13 protein-coding genes are annotated in these 14,098 nt (G+C 56.4%); 12 read left to right on the plus strand and 1 reads right to left on the minus strand.

The window, feature by feature from the left end; all coding sequences use genetic code 11:
• Positions 1 to 36: 36 nt before the first annotated feature.
• On the minus strand, positions 37 to 1,176 hold the full coding sequence (gene queG / locus SERAS12_RS01895) for a tRNA epoxyqueuosine(34) reductase QueG (RefSeq protein WP_013815083.1): 1,140 nt from the start codon (positions 1,174 to 1,176) through the stop codon (positions 37 to 39).
• On the opposite strand from queG, the gene nnr reads away from it, so the two are divergent.
• The 12 genes from nnr (at position 1,175) to nsrR (ending at position 14,070) form a co-directional block, all read left to right on the plus strand.
• Positions 1,175 to 2,686 carry a bifunctional ADP-dependent NAD(P)H-hydrate dehydratase/NAD(P)H-hydrate epimerase gene (nnr, locus tag SERAS12_RS01900; RefSeq protein ID WP_013815084.1) on the plus strand — a complete coding sequence of 504 codons (1,512 nt, stop codon included), beginning with the start codon at positions 1,175 to 1,177 and terminating at the stop codon, positions 2,684 to 2,686. The two genes, queG and nnr, sit on opposite strands and share 2 nt — an antisense overlap.
• Before the next feature lie 13 nt (positions 2,687 to 2,699).
• Positions 2,700 to 3,170 (plus strand): tRNA (adenosine(37)-N6)-threonylcarbamoyltransferase complex ATPase subunit type 1 TsaE, encoded by a 471-nt coding sequence (gene tsaE / locus SERAS12_RS01905; RefSeq protein ID WP_013811235.1) that lies wholly within the window; start codon positions 2,700 to 2,702, stop codon positions 3,168 to 3,170.
• 7 nt (positions 3,171 to 3,177) lie between these two features.
• Positions 3,178 to 4,779 carry an N-acetylmuramoyl-L-alanine amidase AmiB gene (gene amiB, locus SERAS12_RS01910; protein ID WP_013811236.1) on the plus strand — a complete coding sequence of 534 codons (1,602 nt, stop codon included), beginning with the start codon at positions 3,178 to 3,180 and terminating at the stop codon, positions 4,777 to 4,779.
• 22 nt (positions 4,780 to 4,801) lie between these two features.
• The gene (mutL, locus tag SERAS12_RS01915) at positions 4,802 to 6,676 is read left to right on the plus strand and encodes a DNA mismatch repair endonuclease MutL (RefSeq protein WP_013811237.1); all 1,875 of its coding nucleotides are present in this window, start codon (positions 4,802 to 4,804) and stop codon (positions 6,674 to 6,676) included.
• Positions 6,669 to 7,610, plus strand: coding sequence for a tRNA (adenosine(37)-N6)-dimethylallyltransferase MiaA (gene miaA / locus SERAS12_RS01920; protein WP_013815085.1), 942 nt, complete (start codon positions 6,669 to 6,671; stop codon positions 7,608 to 7,610). The genes mutL and miaA overlap by 8 nt, the downstream gene beginning before the upstream one ends.
• A gap of 114 nt (positions 7,611 to 7,724) precedes the next feature.
• On the plus strand, positions 7,725 to 8,033 hold the full coding sequence (gene hfq / locus SERAS12_RS01925; protein ID WP_004952704.1) for an RNA chaperone Hfq: 309 nt from the start codon (positions 7,725 to 7,727) through the stop codon (positions 8,031 to 8,033).
• 98 nt (positions 8,034 to 8,131) lie between these two features.
• Positions 8,132 to 9,412, plus strand: coding sequence for a ribosome rescue GTPase HflX (hflX, locus tag SERAS12_RS01930; protein ID WP_013811239.1), 1,281 nt, complete (start codon positions 8,132 to 8,134; stop codon positions 9,410 to 9,412).
• A 68-nt stretch (positions 9,413 to 9,480) separates the two neighbouring features.
• On the plus strand, positions 9,481 to 10,740 hold the full coding sequence (gene hflK / locus SERAS12_RS01935) for an FtsH protease activity modulator HflK (protein WP_013811240.1): 1,260 nt from the start codon (positions 9,481 to 9,483) through the stop codon (positions 10,738 to 10,740).
• A 3-nt stretch (positions 10,741 to 10,743) separates the two neighbouring features.
• On the plus strand, positions 10,744 to 11,751 hold the full coding sequence (hflC, locus tag SERAS12_RS01940) for a protease modulator HflC (RefSeq protein WP_013811241.1): 1,008 nt from the start codon (positions 10,744 to 10,746) through the stop codon (positions 11,749 to 11,751).
• A 63-nt stretch (positions 11,752 to 11,814) separates the two neighbouring features.
• Positions 11,815 to 12,015: a DUF2065 domain-containing protein gene (locus SERAS12_RS01945; RefSeq protein WP_013811242.1), complete on the plus strand. Its 201-nt coding sequence runs from the start codon at positions 11,815 to 11,817 to the stop codon at positions 12,013 to 12,015.
• Positions 12,016 to 12,112: 97 nt separating this feature from the next.
• On the plus strand, positions 12,113 to 13,411 hold the full coding sequence (locus SERAS12_RS01950; RefSeq protein WP_013811243.1) for an adenylosuccinate synthase: 1,299 nt from the start codon (positions 12,113 to 12,115) through the stop codon (positions 13,409 to 13,411).
• Positions 13,412 to 13,644: 233 nt separating this feature from the next.
• A complete protein-coding gene (gene nsrR, locus SERAS12_RS01955; RefSeq protein ID WP_004952720.1) occupies positions 13,645 to 14,070 on the plus strand; it encodes a nitric oxide-sensing transcriptional repressor NsrR in 426 nt (141 codons plus the stop codon).
• The last annotated feature ends 28 nt before the right edge of the window (positions 14,071 to 14,098 follow it).

Consider the following 14,098-nt stretch of genomic DNA (forward strand, 5'->3'; position numbering starts at 1 on the left):
ACTATCGGGGTCTGGACAACGGATCCGGCAGGGGCTTTAGGCATCCCTCGGTAATCCTTTTTCCACCGCCCGTATCAATCGTTTTTTCTGCGTTGTCTGCACTTCTATTCCCTGCACTTCCCGTCGCGCCAACTGCTGCTCAAGCGCCCAGTCAATATGCTCGTCCAGCATGGGGTCCTGGCTCAGCCTGGAGCGCAGCGCTATCACTACGGCATCCTGATAAGGGGCATTGCCCAGCGCCACGGCGATATTGCGCAGCCAGCGCAAATGGCCGATACGCCGGATGGCGGAGCCTTCGGTAATGCGCAGGAATTTCTCTTCCGTCCAGCCGAACAGTTCAATCAACTGAGGTGCATGCAGCGCAGCGCGAGGACTGAAATCATCTTCGTCGGTGAGCTGGGAGAAGCGATTCCACGGGCAGATAAGCTGGCAGTCATCACAGCCGTAAATGCGGTTACCCAGCAATGAGCGAAACTCTTCAGGGATGGCGCCCTCAAGCTCGATGGTCAGGTAGGAGATACAGCGGCGTGCGTCCACGGTGTAAGGCGCGACAATCGCGCCGGTTGGGCAGGTGGTGATGCAGGCGACGCAGCGGCCACACTGTTCCGGCTGTGGTTCATCCACCGGTAGCGGCAGATCGATCAGCAGTTCTCCGAGAAAGAACCAGGAACCGGCTTCGCGATTGAGAATAAGTGAGTGTTTACCAACCCAACCAATGCCGGCCTTGGAGGCCAATGCACGTTCCATCACCGGCGCCGAATCGACAAAGGGACGAAAGTTCAGCTCACCGCAGTAGGCCTGGATCTGATCGCCGAGCTTTTTCAGCCGCTGGCGCAGCAATTTATGATAGTCACGCCCCAGCGCATAGCGGCTGACGTAACCCAATTGCGGATTGTTCAGGGTGCTGGCAAAGGCCGCTTTCGCCGGCAGGTAGTTCATGCGCACGCTGATCACCCGCAGCGTACCGGGCAGCAGCTCATGCGGCCGCGCGCGCAGCATGCCATGGCGCGCCATCCACTCCATTTCGCCGTGGTATTGCTTGTCCAGCCATGCCTGCAACTTGGGTTCTTCGGCGCTCAGATCGGTATCACAAATGCCTACCTGCTGGAATCCTAGCGATTGCCCCCATTGCTTGATATGTTGGGCGAGTTGATTGAGATCGAGGGGGTGTGTCATGACGGGCCACAGTGAAAAACAATACACCGACAGTTTATCACACTCTGTCTGGTCTGCGGACGGGATCCGACAGGCAGAACCTGCCGCCGCCACCTCGCTCGGCATTTCACTCTACGATTTGATGCAGCGTGCCGGTGAGGCGGCTTACGCCCTGGCGCGCGACCAATTCCCGGCAGGCAGCCACTGGCTGGTGCTGTGCGGCCACGGCAACAACGGCGGCGACGGTTACGTGGTCGCCAGACTGGCTGCCGCAGCCGGCGTAAAGATTACGTTGATTGCCTGCGAGGGTGCGCGGCCCTTACCCGTTGAGGCCGCCGCTGCCCGGCAGGCCTGGTTGAACGCTGGGGGTGAGATTCATCCGGCTGACAGCCGCTGGCCGGAAAGTATCGATCTGATTATCGATGGCCTGCTCGGCACCGGGCTGGGTACCGCACCGCGAGCGCCTTACAATGCCTTGATTGAGGCCGCCAACCGCAGTTCAGCGCCGGTTATCGCACTGGATATCCCCTCAGGTCTGCTGGCCGAAAATGGCGCTACGCCTGGCGCGGTCATCCGCGCTACGCACACCGTCACCTTTATCGCCCTAAAACCGGGGCTGTTAACCGGCCAGGCCCGCGATTGGGTCGGGCAACTTCATCAGAGTAGGCTAGGATTATCGGGCTGGCTGGCAAAGCAACCGGCGCAGATTCATCGGGTTACCGCAGAATCTCTGGCGTTGTGGCTGAAGCCGCGCCGCCCTTGTTCGCACAAGGGAGAACAAGGACGTTTACTGTTGGTGGGCGGCGATCACGGCTTTGGCGGGGCGATACGTATGGCGGCAGAGGCCGCACTGCGTAGCGGTGCAGGCCTAGTGCGAGTGCTCACTCACATTGAGCATGTCGGGCCGCTGCTTACCGCCCGTCCTGAGCTGATGGTGCAACGTCTGAGCGACGATACGCTGCAACAGGCGCTCAATTGGGCGGATGTGGTGGTGGTGGGGCCGGGACTGGGCCAGGGCGAATGGGGTCGGAATGCACTGAAAGTACTGCAAGCTAGTGATAAACCGGCGTTATGGGATGCCGATGCACTGAACTTGCTGGCATTAAACCCCGAGAAGCGTCAGAATCGCGTGATTACCCCGCATCCAGGGGAGGCTGCACGCTTGTTGGGGTGCAGTACCGCTGATATTGAGAGTGATCGCTTACTTGCAGTGCGCAAACTGGCGGCGCATTACGGTGGCGTGGCGGTGTTGAAAGGTGCCGGTACGTTGATCGCGGATGAGCAGGGCCAGATGGCGATAGCGGACGTCGGTAATGCGGGCATGGCCTCCGGTGGTATGGGCGACGTGCTGTCGGGCATTATCGGTGGTTTGCTGGGGCAAAAGCTCTCGCTGTATGATGCAGCCTGCGCGGGGTGTGTCGTGCATGGCGCTGCGGCCGATCGCGTGGCGGCAAGACAAGGAACAAGAGGGATGCTGGCGAGCGATTTATTGCCGGAAATCCCTTATTACGTTAATCCTGAGTTGGCATAATAGAAACTATCGAATGAAAGAACTCGTTTTACCTCTGCCGGATGAGGCAGCGACTGTCGCATTGGGCGCCGCCTTGGCCAAGGCGTGCGATCGCGCCAGCGTAATTTATCTTTACGGTGACTTGGGCGCCGGTAAAACCACCTTCAGCCGTGGTTTCCTGCAGGCTTTGGGGCACTTGGGCAATGTTAAAAGCCCAACCTATACGCTGGTGGAGCCGTATGCGCTGTTGCCACTGGCGGTATACCATTTTGATTTGTATCGGTTAGCCGATCCGGAAGAACTCGAATTTATGGGCATTCGCGATTATTTTGCGCAGGATGCCATTTGCCTGGTGGAATGGCCGCAGCAGGGCACTGGCGTGTTGCCGGATCCGGATCTGGAGCTGCACCTCAGCTATCAGGATCAGGGGCGAGAGGCAAAAATTCAGGCGGTTTCCGCCTACGGTAGCCAGCTTTTAGACCGTATCCACGGGCCACAGGAATGACGCCGCAATGACGTATGCGTTGAAGAAATTACTCGTAATCACCCTGATCGCCGTATTGGGGCCTTTTGGTGTGGCCAGTGCGCTGGCGGCATCGTCGCTGTCTGACATCAAAGTATCCAATGCCCAGCGAGAAGCCACGGTATCGGTGAGTTTCAATGGCCCGCCGGATTATGCCTTCTTCCCGCTGCACGGCCCGGACCGCGTGGTATTGGACGTTAACCAGAAAGGCAAGGTTGGCGGCTTGCCGCTGAGTTTTAGCGGACAGAATCTGGTAAAAAGCATCCGCTCCAGTACGCCGAAAGACGCTCAGAGCGTGCGGTTGGTGTTTGATCTGACCCAGCGTTCGAAAACACGCGTCGCTACGCGCCAGAACGGCGGCATTTATACCGTCGTATTTACCATTGCCGCCGAGGGCAGCGCCAACACTAACGTGGTGCGCAGAACGCCGGTGGTTACACCTGCACCGGCCCCTGTAGTGGTCCGCGAGCCGGTACGCAAAGCGCCGGTGATGAGTGAACCTGAGTCTGAAGTTGAATCTGCACCGGTGCGAAGAGCGCCGAGCGGCTCGAACCCTTTCACCAATAAGCCGACTGTAGTATCGGGCACCGCATCGGAAATTACGCCACGCAGCAGCCGCGTTTCCGTGGGTTCCGGCGATCGCGTGGTGGTGGCAATTGATGCCGGTCACGGCGGGCAGGATCCAGGCGCTATCGGCCCGAACGGCCTGAAAGAGAAAAATGTTACCATCGGCATCGCTCGCCGTTTGCAGGCCATGTTGGATGCCGATCCGCAGTTCAAACCGGTGCTGACGCGTACAGGCGATTACTTCATCTCGGTGATGGGGCGTTCCGATGTGGCGCGTAAACAGGGGGCCAACGTGCTGGTCTCCATTCATGCTGACGCCGCGCCAAACCGCAGCGCCAACGGGGCCTCGGTTTGGGTGCTGTCCAACCGCCGAGCCAACAGTGAGATGGCAGGCTGGCTGGAACAGCATGAGAAACAGTCTGAGCTGCTTGGCGGTGCGGGTGATTTGCTGGCCAACAGCCAGGCCGATCCTTACCTGAGCCAGGCGGTGCTGGATTTGCAGTTCGGCCACTCGCAGCGAGTGGGCTACGATGTTGCGGTAAAAGTCTTGCAGCAATTGCAAAGCGTGGGTTCATTGCATAAACGCCGTCCGGAACATGCCAGCCTTGGCGTGCTGCGTTCGCCGGACATCCCATCGCTGCTGGTGGAAACAGGATTTATCAGTAATAGCACGGAGGAGCGGCTGCTGGGCAGTAGCGCGTATCAGGATAAAATTGCCAGGGCGATCCACAATGGCCTGCGCAGTTATTTCCTGGCGCATCCGCTACAAGCCGACCCAAAGGTGGAAAACCGCCCGCTGGACGTCGCAGCGGCGGTTAAAACTTCAGCACCGCCCCCAACCCGCACGGTCGCCAAGGCGAAACCCAGCGTGAAGAAAGCGTCAAAACATAAAGTGACGCGCGGTGATACCTTGTCATCCATTGCTTCCCGTTATGGTGTTAGCGTCAGCGATCTGAAGCGCGTGAATAAACTGAAGTCGGACGTCGCGCCGCTGGATCGGACGCTGACCATCCCGCAGGCCTAGCGCCAACATGACAGGAGCCAGTATGCCCATCCAGGTATTACCGCCACAGCTCGCCAACCAGATTGCCGCCGGCGAAGTGGTCGAGAGGCCTGCGTCGGTGGTGAAAGAGCTGGTGGAAAACAGCCTGGATGCCGGGGCGACGCGCATCGATATCGACATCGAACGCGGTGGCGCCAAGCTGATCCGCATTCGCGATAACGGCTGCGGTATTGGCAAGGAAGATCTGGCCCTGGCGTTGGCTCGTCACGCCACCAGTAAGATCAGTACCCTTGACGATTTGGAAGCGATTGTCAGCCTCGGTTTCCGCGGCGAAGCGCTGGCCAGCATCAGCTCGGTTTCCCGTTTGACGCTCACTTCACGCACTGCAGAACAAAGCGAAGCCTGGCAGGCCTATGCCGAAGGCCGCGATCAGGCGGTGACGGTCAAGCCGGCGGCGCACCCGATAGGCAGCACGCTGGAAGTGCTGGATTTGTTCTACAACACCCCGGCGCGCCGCAAGTTTATGCGCACCGAGAAAACCGAATTTGGTCATATTGATGAAGTCGTGCGGCGCATTGCGCTGGCGCGTTTCGATGTGGCGATAAACCTCAGCCACAATGGCAAACTGATCCGTCAATACCGCGCAGCGAAAGACGAGAGCCAGCATGAACGCCGTCTGGGCAGCATTTGTGGGCCGGCATTTTTGCAGCATGCGTTGAACATCTCCTGGCAACACGGCGATCTGACCATTCGCGGTTGGGTGGCCGATCCCGCCGGTGCCCGCCAACTGGGCGAAATGCAGTATTGTTACGTCAATAGCCGCATGATGCGCGATCGCCTGATCAACCACGCTATTCGCCAGGCTTATCAGGATCAATTAAAAGATGAGCAGCAGCCCGCTTATGTGCTGTATCTCGAAGTCGATCCTCATCAGGTCGACGTGAATGTTCATCCGGCCAAGCATGAGGTGCGTTTCCATCAGGCGCGTTTAGTGCATGATTTTATCTATCAGGCGGTAACCACCGTGCTGCAGCAGGTGGGCAATGTGCCGTTGCCGTTGGCGGATGAACAGGACCAGGAACCCGCTCCGACCTGGCAGCCGGAAAACCGCGTCGCTGCCGGCGGCAACCATTTCTCGCAGCCTGCGCCACGTCGCGAGACTCAATCGGCCGAACCGGCGGTTGCGCGTGAACCTGTGCCACAGCCGGCCTATCACGTGGGCAGCGGTTATCAAAAGCGCGAAGGTGAACTGTATGGCAAGCTGCTGCAGGCCGCTCCCGCAGCCGAATCGCGCCAGGAAGCGCCGAAACAGCCGCTGTTCCCACCGGTAAAAATCGAGCAGGAAACACCGCTGGCGGGCAGTCAGCACAGCTTTGGTCGGGTACTGATGATTCATCCGCCGTGCTATGCGCTGATCGAACGCCGTCAACAGCTTATGTTGCTGAACCTGCCGGTGGCCGAACGCTGGTTGCGTCAGGCGCAGCTCAGCCCGTCGGAAGATGGCCTGCGGCCACAGCCGTTGCTGATTCCCATCAAGCTGACGCTGAACAAAAACGAGGTGGCTGCCTGCGTACGCCACCAACCGCTGCTGGTCAAAATGGGGCTGGATCTGCAGTCGGATCATGGGCGTGTGACGCTGCGCGCAGTACCTTTACCATTACGCCAACAAAATTTACAAAAACTGATACCCGAACTGTTAGGCTATCTGGCCGAGCATCAGGAGATGTCGCCCGCGGTGTTAGCCACCTGGATCGCCCGCCATTTAGGCAGCGAGCACGAACAGTGGAACACCTCGCAAGCGATACAATTGCTGACCGACGTTGAACGACTTTGCCCGCAGCTGGTCAAATCACCTCCGAGCGGACTTTTACAACCTGTTGATTTACAGGCTGCACTGACAGCCCTTAAGCATGATTGAAACTGAAATGACACCACGTCCCCCGGCTATTTTTATCATGGGGCCGACCGCCTCCGGCAAAACCGCTCTGGCGATCGCGCTGCGTGAGCGCTTGCCTGTGGAACTGATCAGCGTGGATTCCGCACTGATTTATCGCGGTATGGATATCGGCACCGCCAAGCCTGGCGCCGAAGAGTTGGCGCAGGCTCCGCACCGGCTGATTGACATCCGCGATCCCGCAGAAGCCTACTCCGCAGCGGATTTTCGTGCCGACGCGTTGAAAGAGATGGCCGCGATTACCGCCGCAGGCCGCATCCCGCTGCTGGTGGGGGGCACCATGCTCTACTTCAAGGCGCTGTTGGAAGGATTATCGCCGTTGCCCTCCGCCGATCCGGCAGTGAGAGAACGCATCGAACAGCAGGCGGCTGAGCAGGGTTGGGACGTTTTACACCGTCAGTTACAAGAGATTGACCCGGTTGCGGCAATGAGAATTCATCCGAATGATCCGCAGAGACTGTCCAGAGCACTGGAAGTTTTTTTTATTTCGGGTAAAACTTTAACGGAACTGACTAAAATTTCGGGTGAATCGTTGCCGTATCATGTTCACCAATTTGCGATAGCGCCGACCAGCCGTGAGTTGATTCATCAACGCATCGAGCTACGGTACCATCAAATGTTGGCGGCAGGTTTTGAGACGGAAGCGCGTGCACTTTTTGCACGGGGTGATTTGCATACGGATTTGCCTTCCATTCGCTGTGTCGGTTATCGCCAGATGTGGTCATATTTGTCTGGCGAAATTAGTTACGATGAGATGGTTTATCGTGGTATTTGCGCAACGCGTCAGTTGGCTAAGCGCCAAATGACCTGGTTACGGGGCTGGAACTCGGTACATTGGCTGGACAGCGAGAAGCCGGGAGAGGCTTTGGACTCGGTAATACAGGTTGTTAGTGCATAGGTTGAGTGATTGTGTACAATTGATGAGTATTCAGCGCGCAAATTTTTTAGGTCGTTTATTTTAGAGCCGACAGGTTCTTAGTTACAAACAACAAGCAAATAAGGAAAAGATAGAATGGCTAAGGGGCAATCTTTGCAAGATCCGTTCCTGAACGCATTGCGTCGTGAACGTGTTCCGGTTTCTATTTATTTGGTGAATGGTATTAAGCTGCAAGGCCAGATTGAGTCTTTTGACCAGTTTGTCATCCTGTTGAAAAACACGGTGAGCCAGATGGTTTATAAGCACGCTATCTCTACCGTTGTTCCGTCACGCCCGGTTTCGCACCATAGCAACAATCCGAGCGCCGGCACCAGTAACTATCACCATGGTAACAACCCGTCTGCGCCGCAACAGCCGCAGCAGGAAAGCGATGACGCTGAATAAAGCGCGTTGCGAGTCAACCATGACGGGGAGCATAAGCAGCCATGGGCTGTTTATGTCCCCCAAACTCGCGGTATGTGTCCGTTTGAGAGGTTGCACGCTTGTTTGACCGTTATGAAGCCGGTGAGCAGGCCGTCCTGGTTCATATCTATTTCTCGCAAGACAAAGATACGGAAGATCTCAGTGAGTTCGAATCCCTGGTGTCCTCCGCGGGTGTTGAAGCTTTGCAAGTGGTTACTGGTAGCCGCAAAGCCCCACATCCCAAGTACTTTGTAGGCGAAGGAAAGGCCGAAGAAATTGCAGATGCGGTAAAAGCCAGTGGCGCATCTGTTGTCCTGTTTGATCATTCCCTTTCCCCGGCGCAGGAGAGAAATCTTGAACGCCTGTGTGAATGCCGGGTGATCGATCGCACCGGGTTGATTCTAGACATCTTTGCCCAGCGTGCCCGTACCCATGAAGGTAAGCTGCAGGTGGAGTTGGCGCAGTTGCGTCATATTGCCACGCGTCTGGTTCGTGGCTGGACGCACCTTGAGCGCCAAAAAGGGGGGATTGGCCTGCGCGGGCCGGGGGAAACCCAGTTAGAGACCGACCGTCGTCTGTTACGTGACCGTATCAGCTTGATTTTACGCCGCCTGGAGCGGGTAGCCAAGCAGCGTGAACAGGGCCGACGTGCGCGTACCCGTGCTGAAGTGCCGACCGTATCGCTGGTGGGTTATACCAACGCCGGCAAATCTACCCTGTTTAACCGAATAACGTCTGCCGATGTGTATGCGGCGGACAAGCTATTTGCCACCTTGGATCCCACTCTGCGCCGTATTGACGTGGTGGACGTGGGCGATACCGTGTTGGCGGATACCGTAGGCTTTATCCGGCACCTGCCGCACGATCTGGTAGCCGCCTTCAAGGCGACGCTGCAGGAAACTCGCCAGGCGTCTCTGCTGTTACATGTAATCGACGCCGCGGATACCCGCGTCGATGAGAACATTGATGCGGTAAACACCGTGCTGGCAGAGATTGAATCGGATGAGATCCCTACACTGTTAGTGATGAACAAAATAGATATGCTGGATGACTTTGTCCCGCGTATCGACCGCAACGATGAAAACTTACCGATCCGGGTGTGGCTGTCCGCCGCCAGCGGTGAAGGTATCCCGTTGCTGTATCAGGCGTTGACGGAGCGCTTATCGGGGGAAATCGCGCAATATGAGCTGCGCTTACCGCCACAGGCAGGCCGTCTTCGTAGCCGTTTTTACCAGCTTCAGGCAATTGAGAAAGAGTGGAACGAAGAAGACGGCAGCATCGGCATGGTGATTCGTATGCCAATTGTCGAATGGCGTCGCCTCTGTAAACAGGAACAGGACCTGATTAACTTTATAGTATGATCATATCCTGTTACATTTGAGCTTCGCGTAAGCCTGAAGTACCCAATCACAGAATATGGAGCTAAAACATGGCGTGGAATCAGCCCGGTAATAACGGACAGGACCGCGACCCGTGGGGGAGCAGCAATAATAATGGCGGCAACTCTGGCGGTAACAATAAAGGCGGTCGCGAGCAAGGACCTCCTGATTTGGACGATATCTTCCGCAAGCTGAGCAAAAAACTGAGCGGCTTGGGCGGGGGAAAAGGTTCCAACAGCAATAATGGTGGCGGCACCGGTACCTCAGGTCCGGGTTTCAGCAGCCGTATTGTCGGCATTGCTGCGGTTGCGGTGGTGGTGATTTGGGCCGCCAGCGGCTTCTACACCATCAAAGAAGCCGAACGTGGCGTAGTCACCCGTTTCGGCAAGTTCAGCCACCTGGTGCAACCGGGTCTGAACTGGAAACCGACCTTCATCGACGAAGTTCGTCCGGTCAACGTGGAGTCTGTGCGTGAGCTGGCGGCTTCCGGCGTGATGCTGACTTCCGATGAGAACGTGGTGCGCGTGGAAATGAACGTGCAGTACCGCGTGACCAATCCGGAAGCGTATCTGTTCAGCGTGACCAGTGCCGACGACAGCTTGAGCCAGGCTACCGACAGTGCCCTGCGTGGCGTTATCGGCAAGTACACCATGGACAAGATCCTGACCGAAGGCCGTACTATCGTGCGTAGCGATACCCAACGCGTACTGGAAGAGACCATTCGTCCGTACAACATGGGGATCACGCTGCTGGACGTCAACTTCCAGGCAGCCCGTCCGCCGGAAGAGGTGAAAGCCGCATTTGACGATGCGATTGCCGCGCGTGAGAACGAGCAGCAGTACATCCGTGAGGCAGAAGCTTACGCCAACGAAGTTCAGCCACGAGCTAACGGCCAGGCGCAGCGTCTGTTGGAAGATGCCAAAGCGTATAAAGATCGTACCGTCCTGGAAGCTCAGGGTGAGGTAGCGCGCTTTGCCAAACTGTTGCCGGAATACAAATCCGCACCGGAAATTACCCGTGAGCGTCTGTATATCGAAACCATGGAAAAAGTCCTGAGCCACACCCGCAAGGTGCTGGTAAATGACAAAGGCAACAATCTGATGGTGTTACCGCTTGAGCAAATGCTGCGTGGCCCGGCCGGCACGGCAGGTGAAGGCAATAAAGACACCAGCCTGATTCGTCTCAACCCCGCTCCGTCCGCCAGCAGTGGCGCCAGCTCGAACAGCCAGCGTAGCAACAGCGGCTCGGTCATGGACCAACGCCGGGCGAATGCGCAGCGTGACGACACCACTCGCGTAGGGAGAGAGTAATCAATGCGTAAGTCTTTTATAGTTATCGTCCTCGCGGTGCTGGTGGCGCTGTACGCTTCTCTGTTCGTGGTGCAGGAAGGCCAGCGCGGCATCGTGCTGCGTTTCGGCAAGGTACTGCGTGACAGCGACAACAAACCGCTGGTGTATGCGCCGGGTCTGCACTTCAAGATCCCGTTTATCGAATCAGTGAAAATGCTGGATGCGCGTATCCAGACCATGGACAACCAGGCTGACCGCTTCGTAACCAGCGAGAAGAAAGACCTGATCGTCGATTCTTACCTGAAATGGCGTATCAGCGATTTCAGCCGTTACTATCTGGCAACCGGCGGCGGTGACGTTTCACAAGCCGAAGTGTTGTTGAAACGTAAGTTCAGTGACCGTTTGCGTTCCGAGATTGGTCGTCTGGATGTGAAAGACATCGTGACCGACTCGCGCGGCAAGCTGATGTCTGACGTACGTGACGCGCTGAACACCGGTACCGTCGGTGATGGCGAAGAAGTGGTGACTACTGAAGCTGATGATGCCATTGCTTCCGCTGCGGCCCGCGTTGAGAAGGAAACCACCGGCAAGCTGCCGAAGGTTAACCCGAACAGCATGGCTGCACTGGGTATCGAAGTGATCGACGTGCGTATCAAGCAGATCAACCTGCCGGCTGAAGTGTCTGACGCAATCTACCAGCGTATGCGCGCCGAGCGTGAAGCGGTAGCTCGTCGTCACCGTTCACAAGGCCAGGAAGAAGCTGAGAAGCTGCGCGCAACGGCGGATTACGAAGTGACCCGTACGTTGGCGGAAGCCGAGCGTACGGCGCGTATCACCCGTGGTGATGGCGATGCCGAAGCGGCTAAACTGTTTGCTGCCGCATTCAGCCAGGATCCGGACTTCTATGCCTTTATCCGTAGCCTGCGTGCTTATGAAACCAGTTTCAGCAGCAACAACCAGGACGTGATGGTACTGAGTCCGGACAGCGATTTCTTCCGCTACATGAAGTCGCCTGATTCCACGCGTAAGTAACAGCGACAGGTGAGTTATTGGGGGCCCGTTTAACCGCGGGCCCTTTCTTTTTTGGGGTGAGGCATGAATTCGACGATTTGGCTGGCGCTTGGGCTGGTTTTGGTACTGGAAGGGCTGGGGCCAATGCTGTTTCCGCAGGCCTGGCGTAAAATGATACTGGCGATGACCCAGTTGCCTGACGCTACGCTGCGGCGATTTGGCGGTGGAATAGTGGTTGCGGGCTGTGTGATCTACTACATGTTGCGTAGCCGCACGGGGGTTTAAAGTTTAGTCTAAAAAAGACGCAATCGTGTGCTGAAAGTGCTGAAAATCGAAAATTACGGTGGTAGAATCCATTTTTAAGCAACCGGTGATTTTGAAAATGGGTAAGAACGTCGTCGTACTGGGCACCCAATGGGGTGACGAAGGTAAGGGCAAGGTCGTAGACCTGCTGACTGAACGGGCTCAATATGTTGTGCGCTACCAAGGTGGCCATAACGCTGGCCACACTCTGGTTATTAACGGTGAGAAAACCGTCCTTCATTTAATTCCTTCAGGCATTCTGCGTGATAACGTAACCAGCATCATCGGCAACGGTGTAGTTCTGGCGCCAGACGCATTGATGAAAGAAATGGGTGAACTTGAAGCGCGCGGCATCCCGGTACGCGAACGTCTGTTACTGTCCGAAGCCTGCCCGCTGATCCTGCCTTATCACGTTGCGCTGGATAACGCGCGTGAGAAAGCGCGCGGTGCGAAAGCTATCGGCACCACCGGTCGCGGTATCGGCCCGGCTTACGAAGATAAAGTTGCTCGCCGCGGTCTGCGCGTTGGCGATCTGTTCAACAAAGAAACCTTCGCCGTTAAGCTGAAAGAAATCATCGATTACCATAACTTCCAGCTGGTTAACTACTACAAAGTCGAAGCCGTCGATTACCAGACGACTCTGGATTATGTGCTGTCCATCGCTGATATCCTGACCGCAATGGTTGTTGACGTTTCCGAACTGCTGGACGGCGCGCGCAAGCGTGGCGATCTGATCATGTTCGAAGGTGCTCAGGGTACCCTGCTGGATATCGACCACGGTACTTATCCGTATGTAACCTCTTCCAATACCACTGCTGGCGGCGTTGCTACCGGTTCAGGTATTGGTCCGCGTTACGTGGACTACGTGCTGGGCATCGTTAAAGCCTACTCTACCCGTGTGGGTGCAGGTCCGTTCCCTACTGAACTGTTCGACGAAACCGGTGAATACCTGTGCAAACAAGGTAACGAGTTCGGTGCCACCACAGGCCGTCGTCGTCGTACCGGTTGGCTGGACGCCGTAGCGGTTCGCCGCGCAGTGCAGATCAACTCCCTGTCCGGCTTCTGCCTGACCAAGCTGGACGTGCTGGACGGTCTGAAAGAAGTGAAGATCTGCGTGGGTTACCGCATGCCTGACGGCCGCGAAATGGACACCACGCCGCTGGCTGCAGAAGGTTGGGAAGGCATTGAGCCAATCTACGAAAGCCTGCCTGGCTGGAGCGATACCACTTTTGGCGTGAAAGATCACAGCAAACTGCCACAGGCGGCGCTGGACTACATCAAGCGTATTGAAGAATTGACTGGCGTACCGGTAGACATTATCTCTACTGGCCCAGATCGTAGCGAGACCATGATCCTGCGCGACCCGTTCGACGCATAATCCGGCTTTGCTGCACCAAAACAAACCGGGCATGTCCCGGTTTGTTTTTATTATTATTCTCCCCGATTGCGGTTTCACGTCAAAAAATCCTTTCTTTAACCCGCTCCAGAGCCTGAGATACGCTAAATAATTAGCGGCGAACTCTCCGGCTGGTTTATTATCCAATAAGTAATCTTTTGAATAATGCCGAAAATCGGCTTGTCAGACGGGTAGAAAGAGACCCAGAGGTAGATGTGCAGTTAACAAGTTTTACTGATTATGGCCTGCGGGCGTTGATCTACATGGCCTCGCTGCCACCGGACAAAATGACCAGCATTTCGGAAGTTACCGAAGTCTATGGTGTGTCCCGTAACCATATGGTGAAGATCATCAATCAGTTAAGCCGGGTTGGGTTTGTGACCGCAGTGCGCGGAAAGAACGGTGGCATCCGTTTGGGCAAACCGGCCGAAACCATTCGCCTCGGCGACGTGGTAAGAGCGCTGGAGCCGCTCTCGTTGGTTAACTGCAACAGTGATTTTTGCCACATAACCCCTGCATGCCGCCTGAAGCAGGTGCTGCACCAGGGCGTACAGAATTTCCTTGAAGAGCTGGATAGCCACACGTTGGCCGATATGGTCGAAGACAATCCACCCCTCTACAAGCTATTGCTTGTCGAATAAAGCGTCGCTGAGAAGACAAGGCTCAGCG

Source organism: Serratia sp. AS12, from assembly GCF_000214195.1.
Classification (GTDB): Bacteria; Pseudomonadota; Gammaproteobacteria; order Enterobacterales; family Enterobacteriaceae; genus Serratia; species Serratia plymuthica.

Coding starts and splice junctions, on each gene's coding strand:
- nnr (WP_013815084.1), top strand. CDS start 1,175: ATGACGGGCCACAGTGAAAAACAATACACCGACAGTTTATCACACTCT.
- miaA (WP_013815085.1), top strand. CDS start 6,669: ATGATTGAAACTGAAATGACACCACGTCCCCCGGCTATTTTTATCATG.
- hflK (WP_013811240.1), top strand. CDS start 9,481: ATGGCGTGGAATCAGCCCGGTAATAACGGACAGGACCGCGACCCGTGG.
- amiB (WP_013811236.1), top strand. CDS start 3,178: ATGACGTATGCGTTGAAGAAATTACTCGTAATCACCCTGATCGCCGTA.
- hfq (WP_004952704.1), top strand. CDS start 7,725: ATGGCTAAGGGGCAATCTTTGCAAGATCCGTTCCTGAACGCATTGCGT.
- SERAS12_RS01945 (WP_013811242.1), top strand. CDS start 11,815: ATGAATTCGACGATTTGGCTGGCGCTTGGGCTGGTTTTGGTACTGGAA.
- tsaE (WP_013811235.1), top strand. CDS start 2,700: ATGAAAGAACTCGTTTTACCTCTGCCGGATGAGGCAGCGACTGTCGCA.
- queG (WP_013815083.1), bottom strand. CDS start 1,176: ATGACACACCCCCTCGATCTCAATCAACTCGCCCAACATATCAAGCAA.
- mutL (WP_013811237.1), top strand. CDS start 4,802: ATGCCCATCCAGGTATTACCGCCACAGCTCGCCAACCAGATTGCCGCC.
- SERAS12_RS01950 (WP_013811243.1), top strand. CDS start 12,113: ATGGGTAAGAACGTCGTCGTACTGGGCACCCAATGGGGTGACGAAGGT.
- hflC (WP_013811241.1), top strand. CDS start 10,744: ATGCGTAAGTCTTTTATAGTTATCGTCCTCGCGGTGCTGGTGGCGCTG.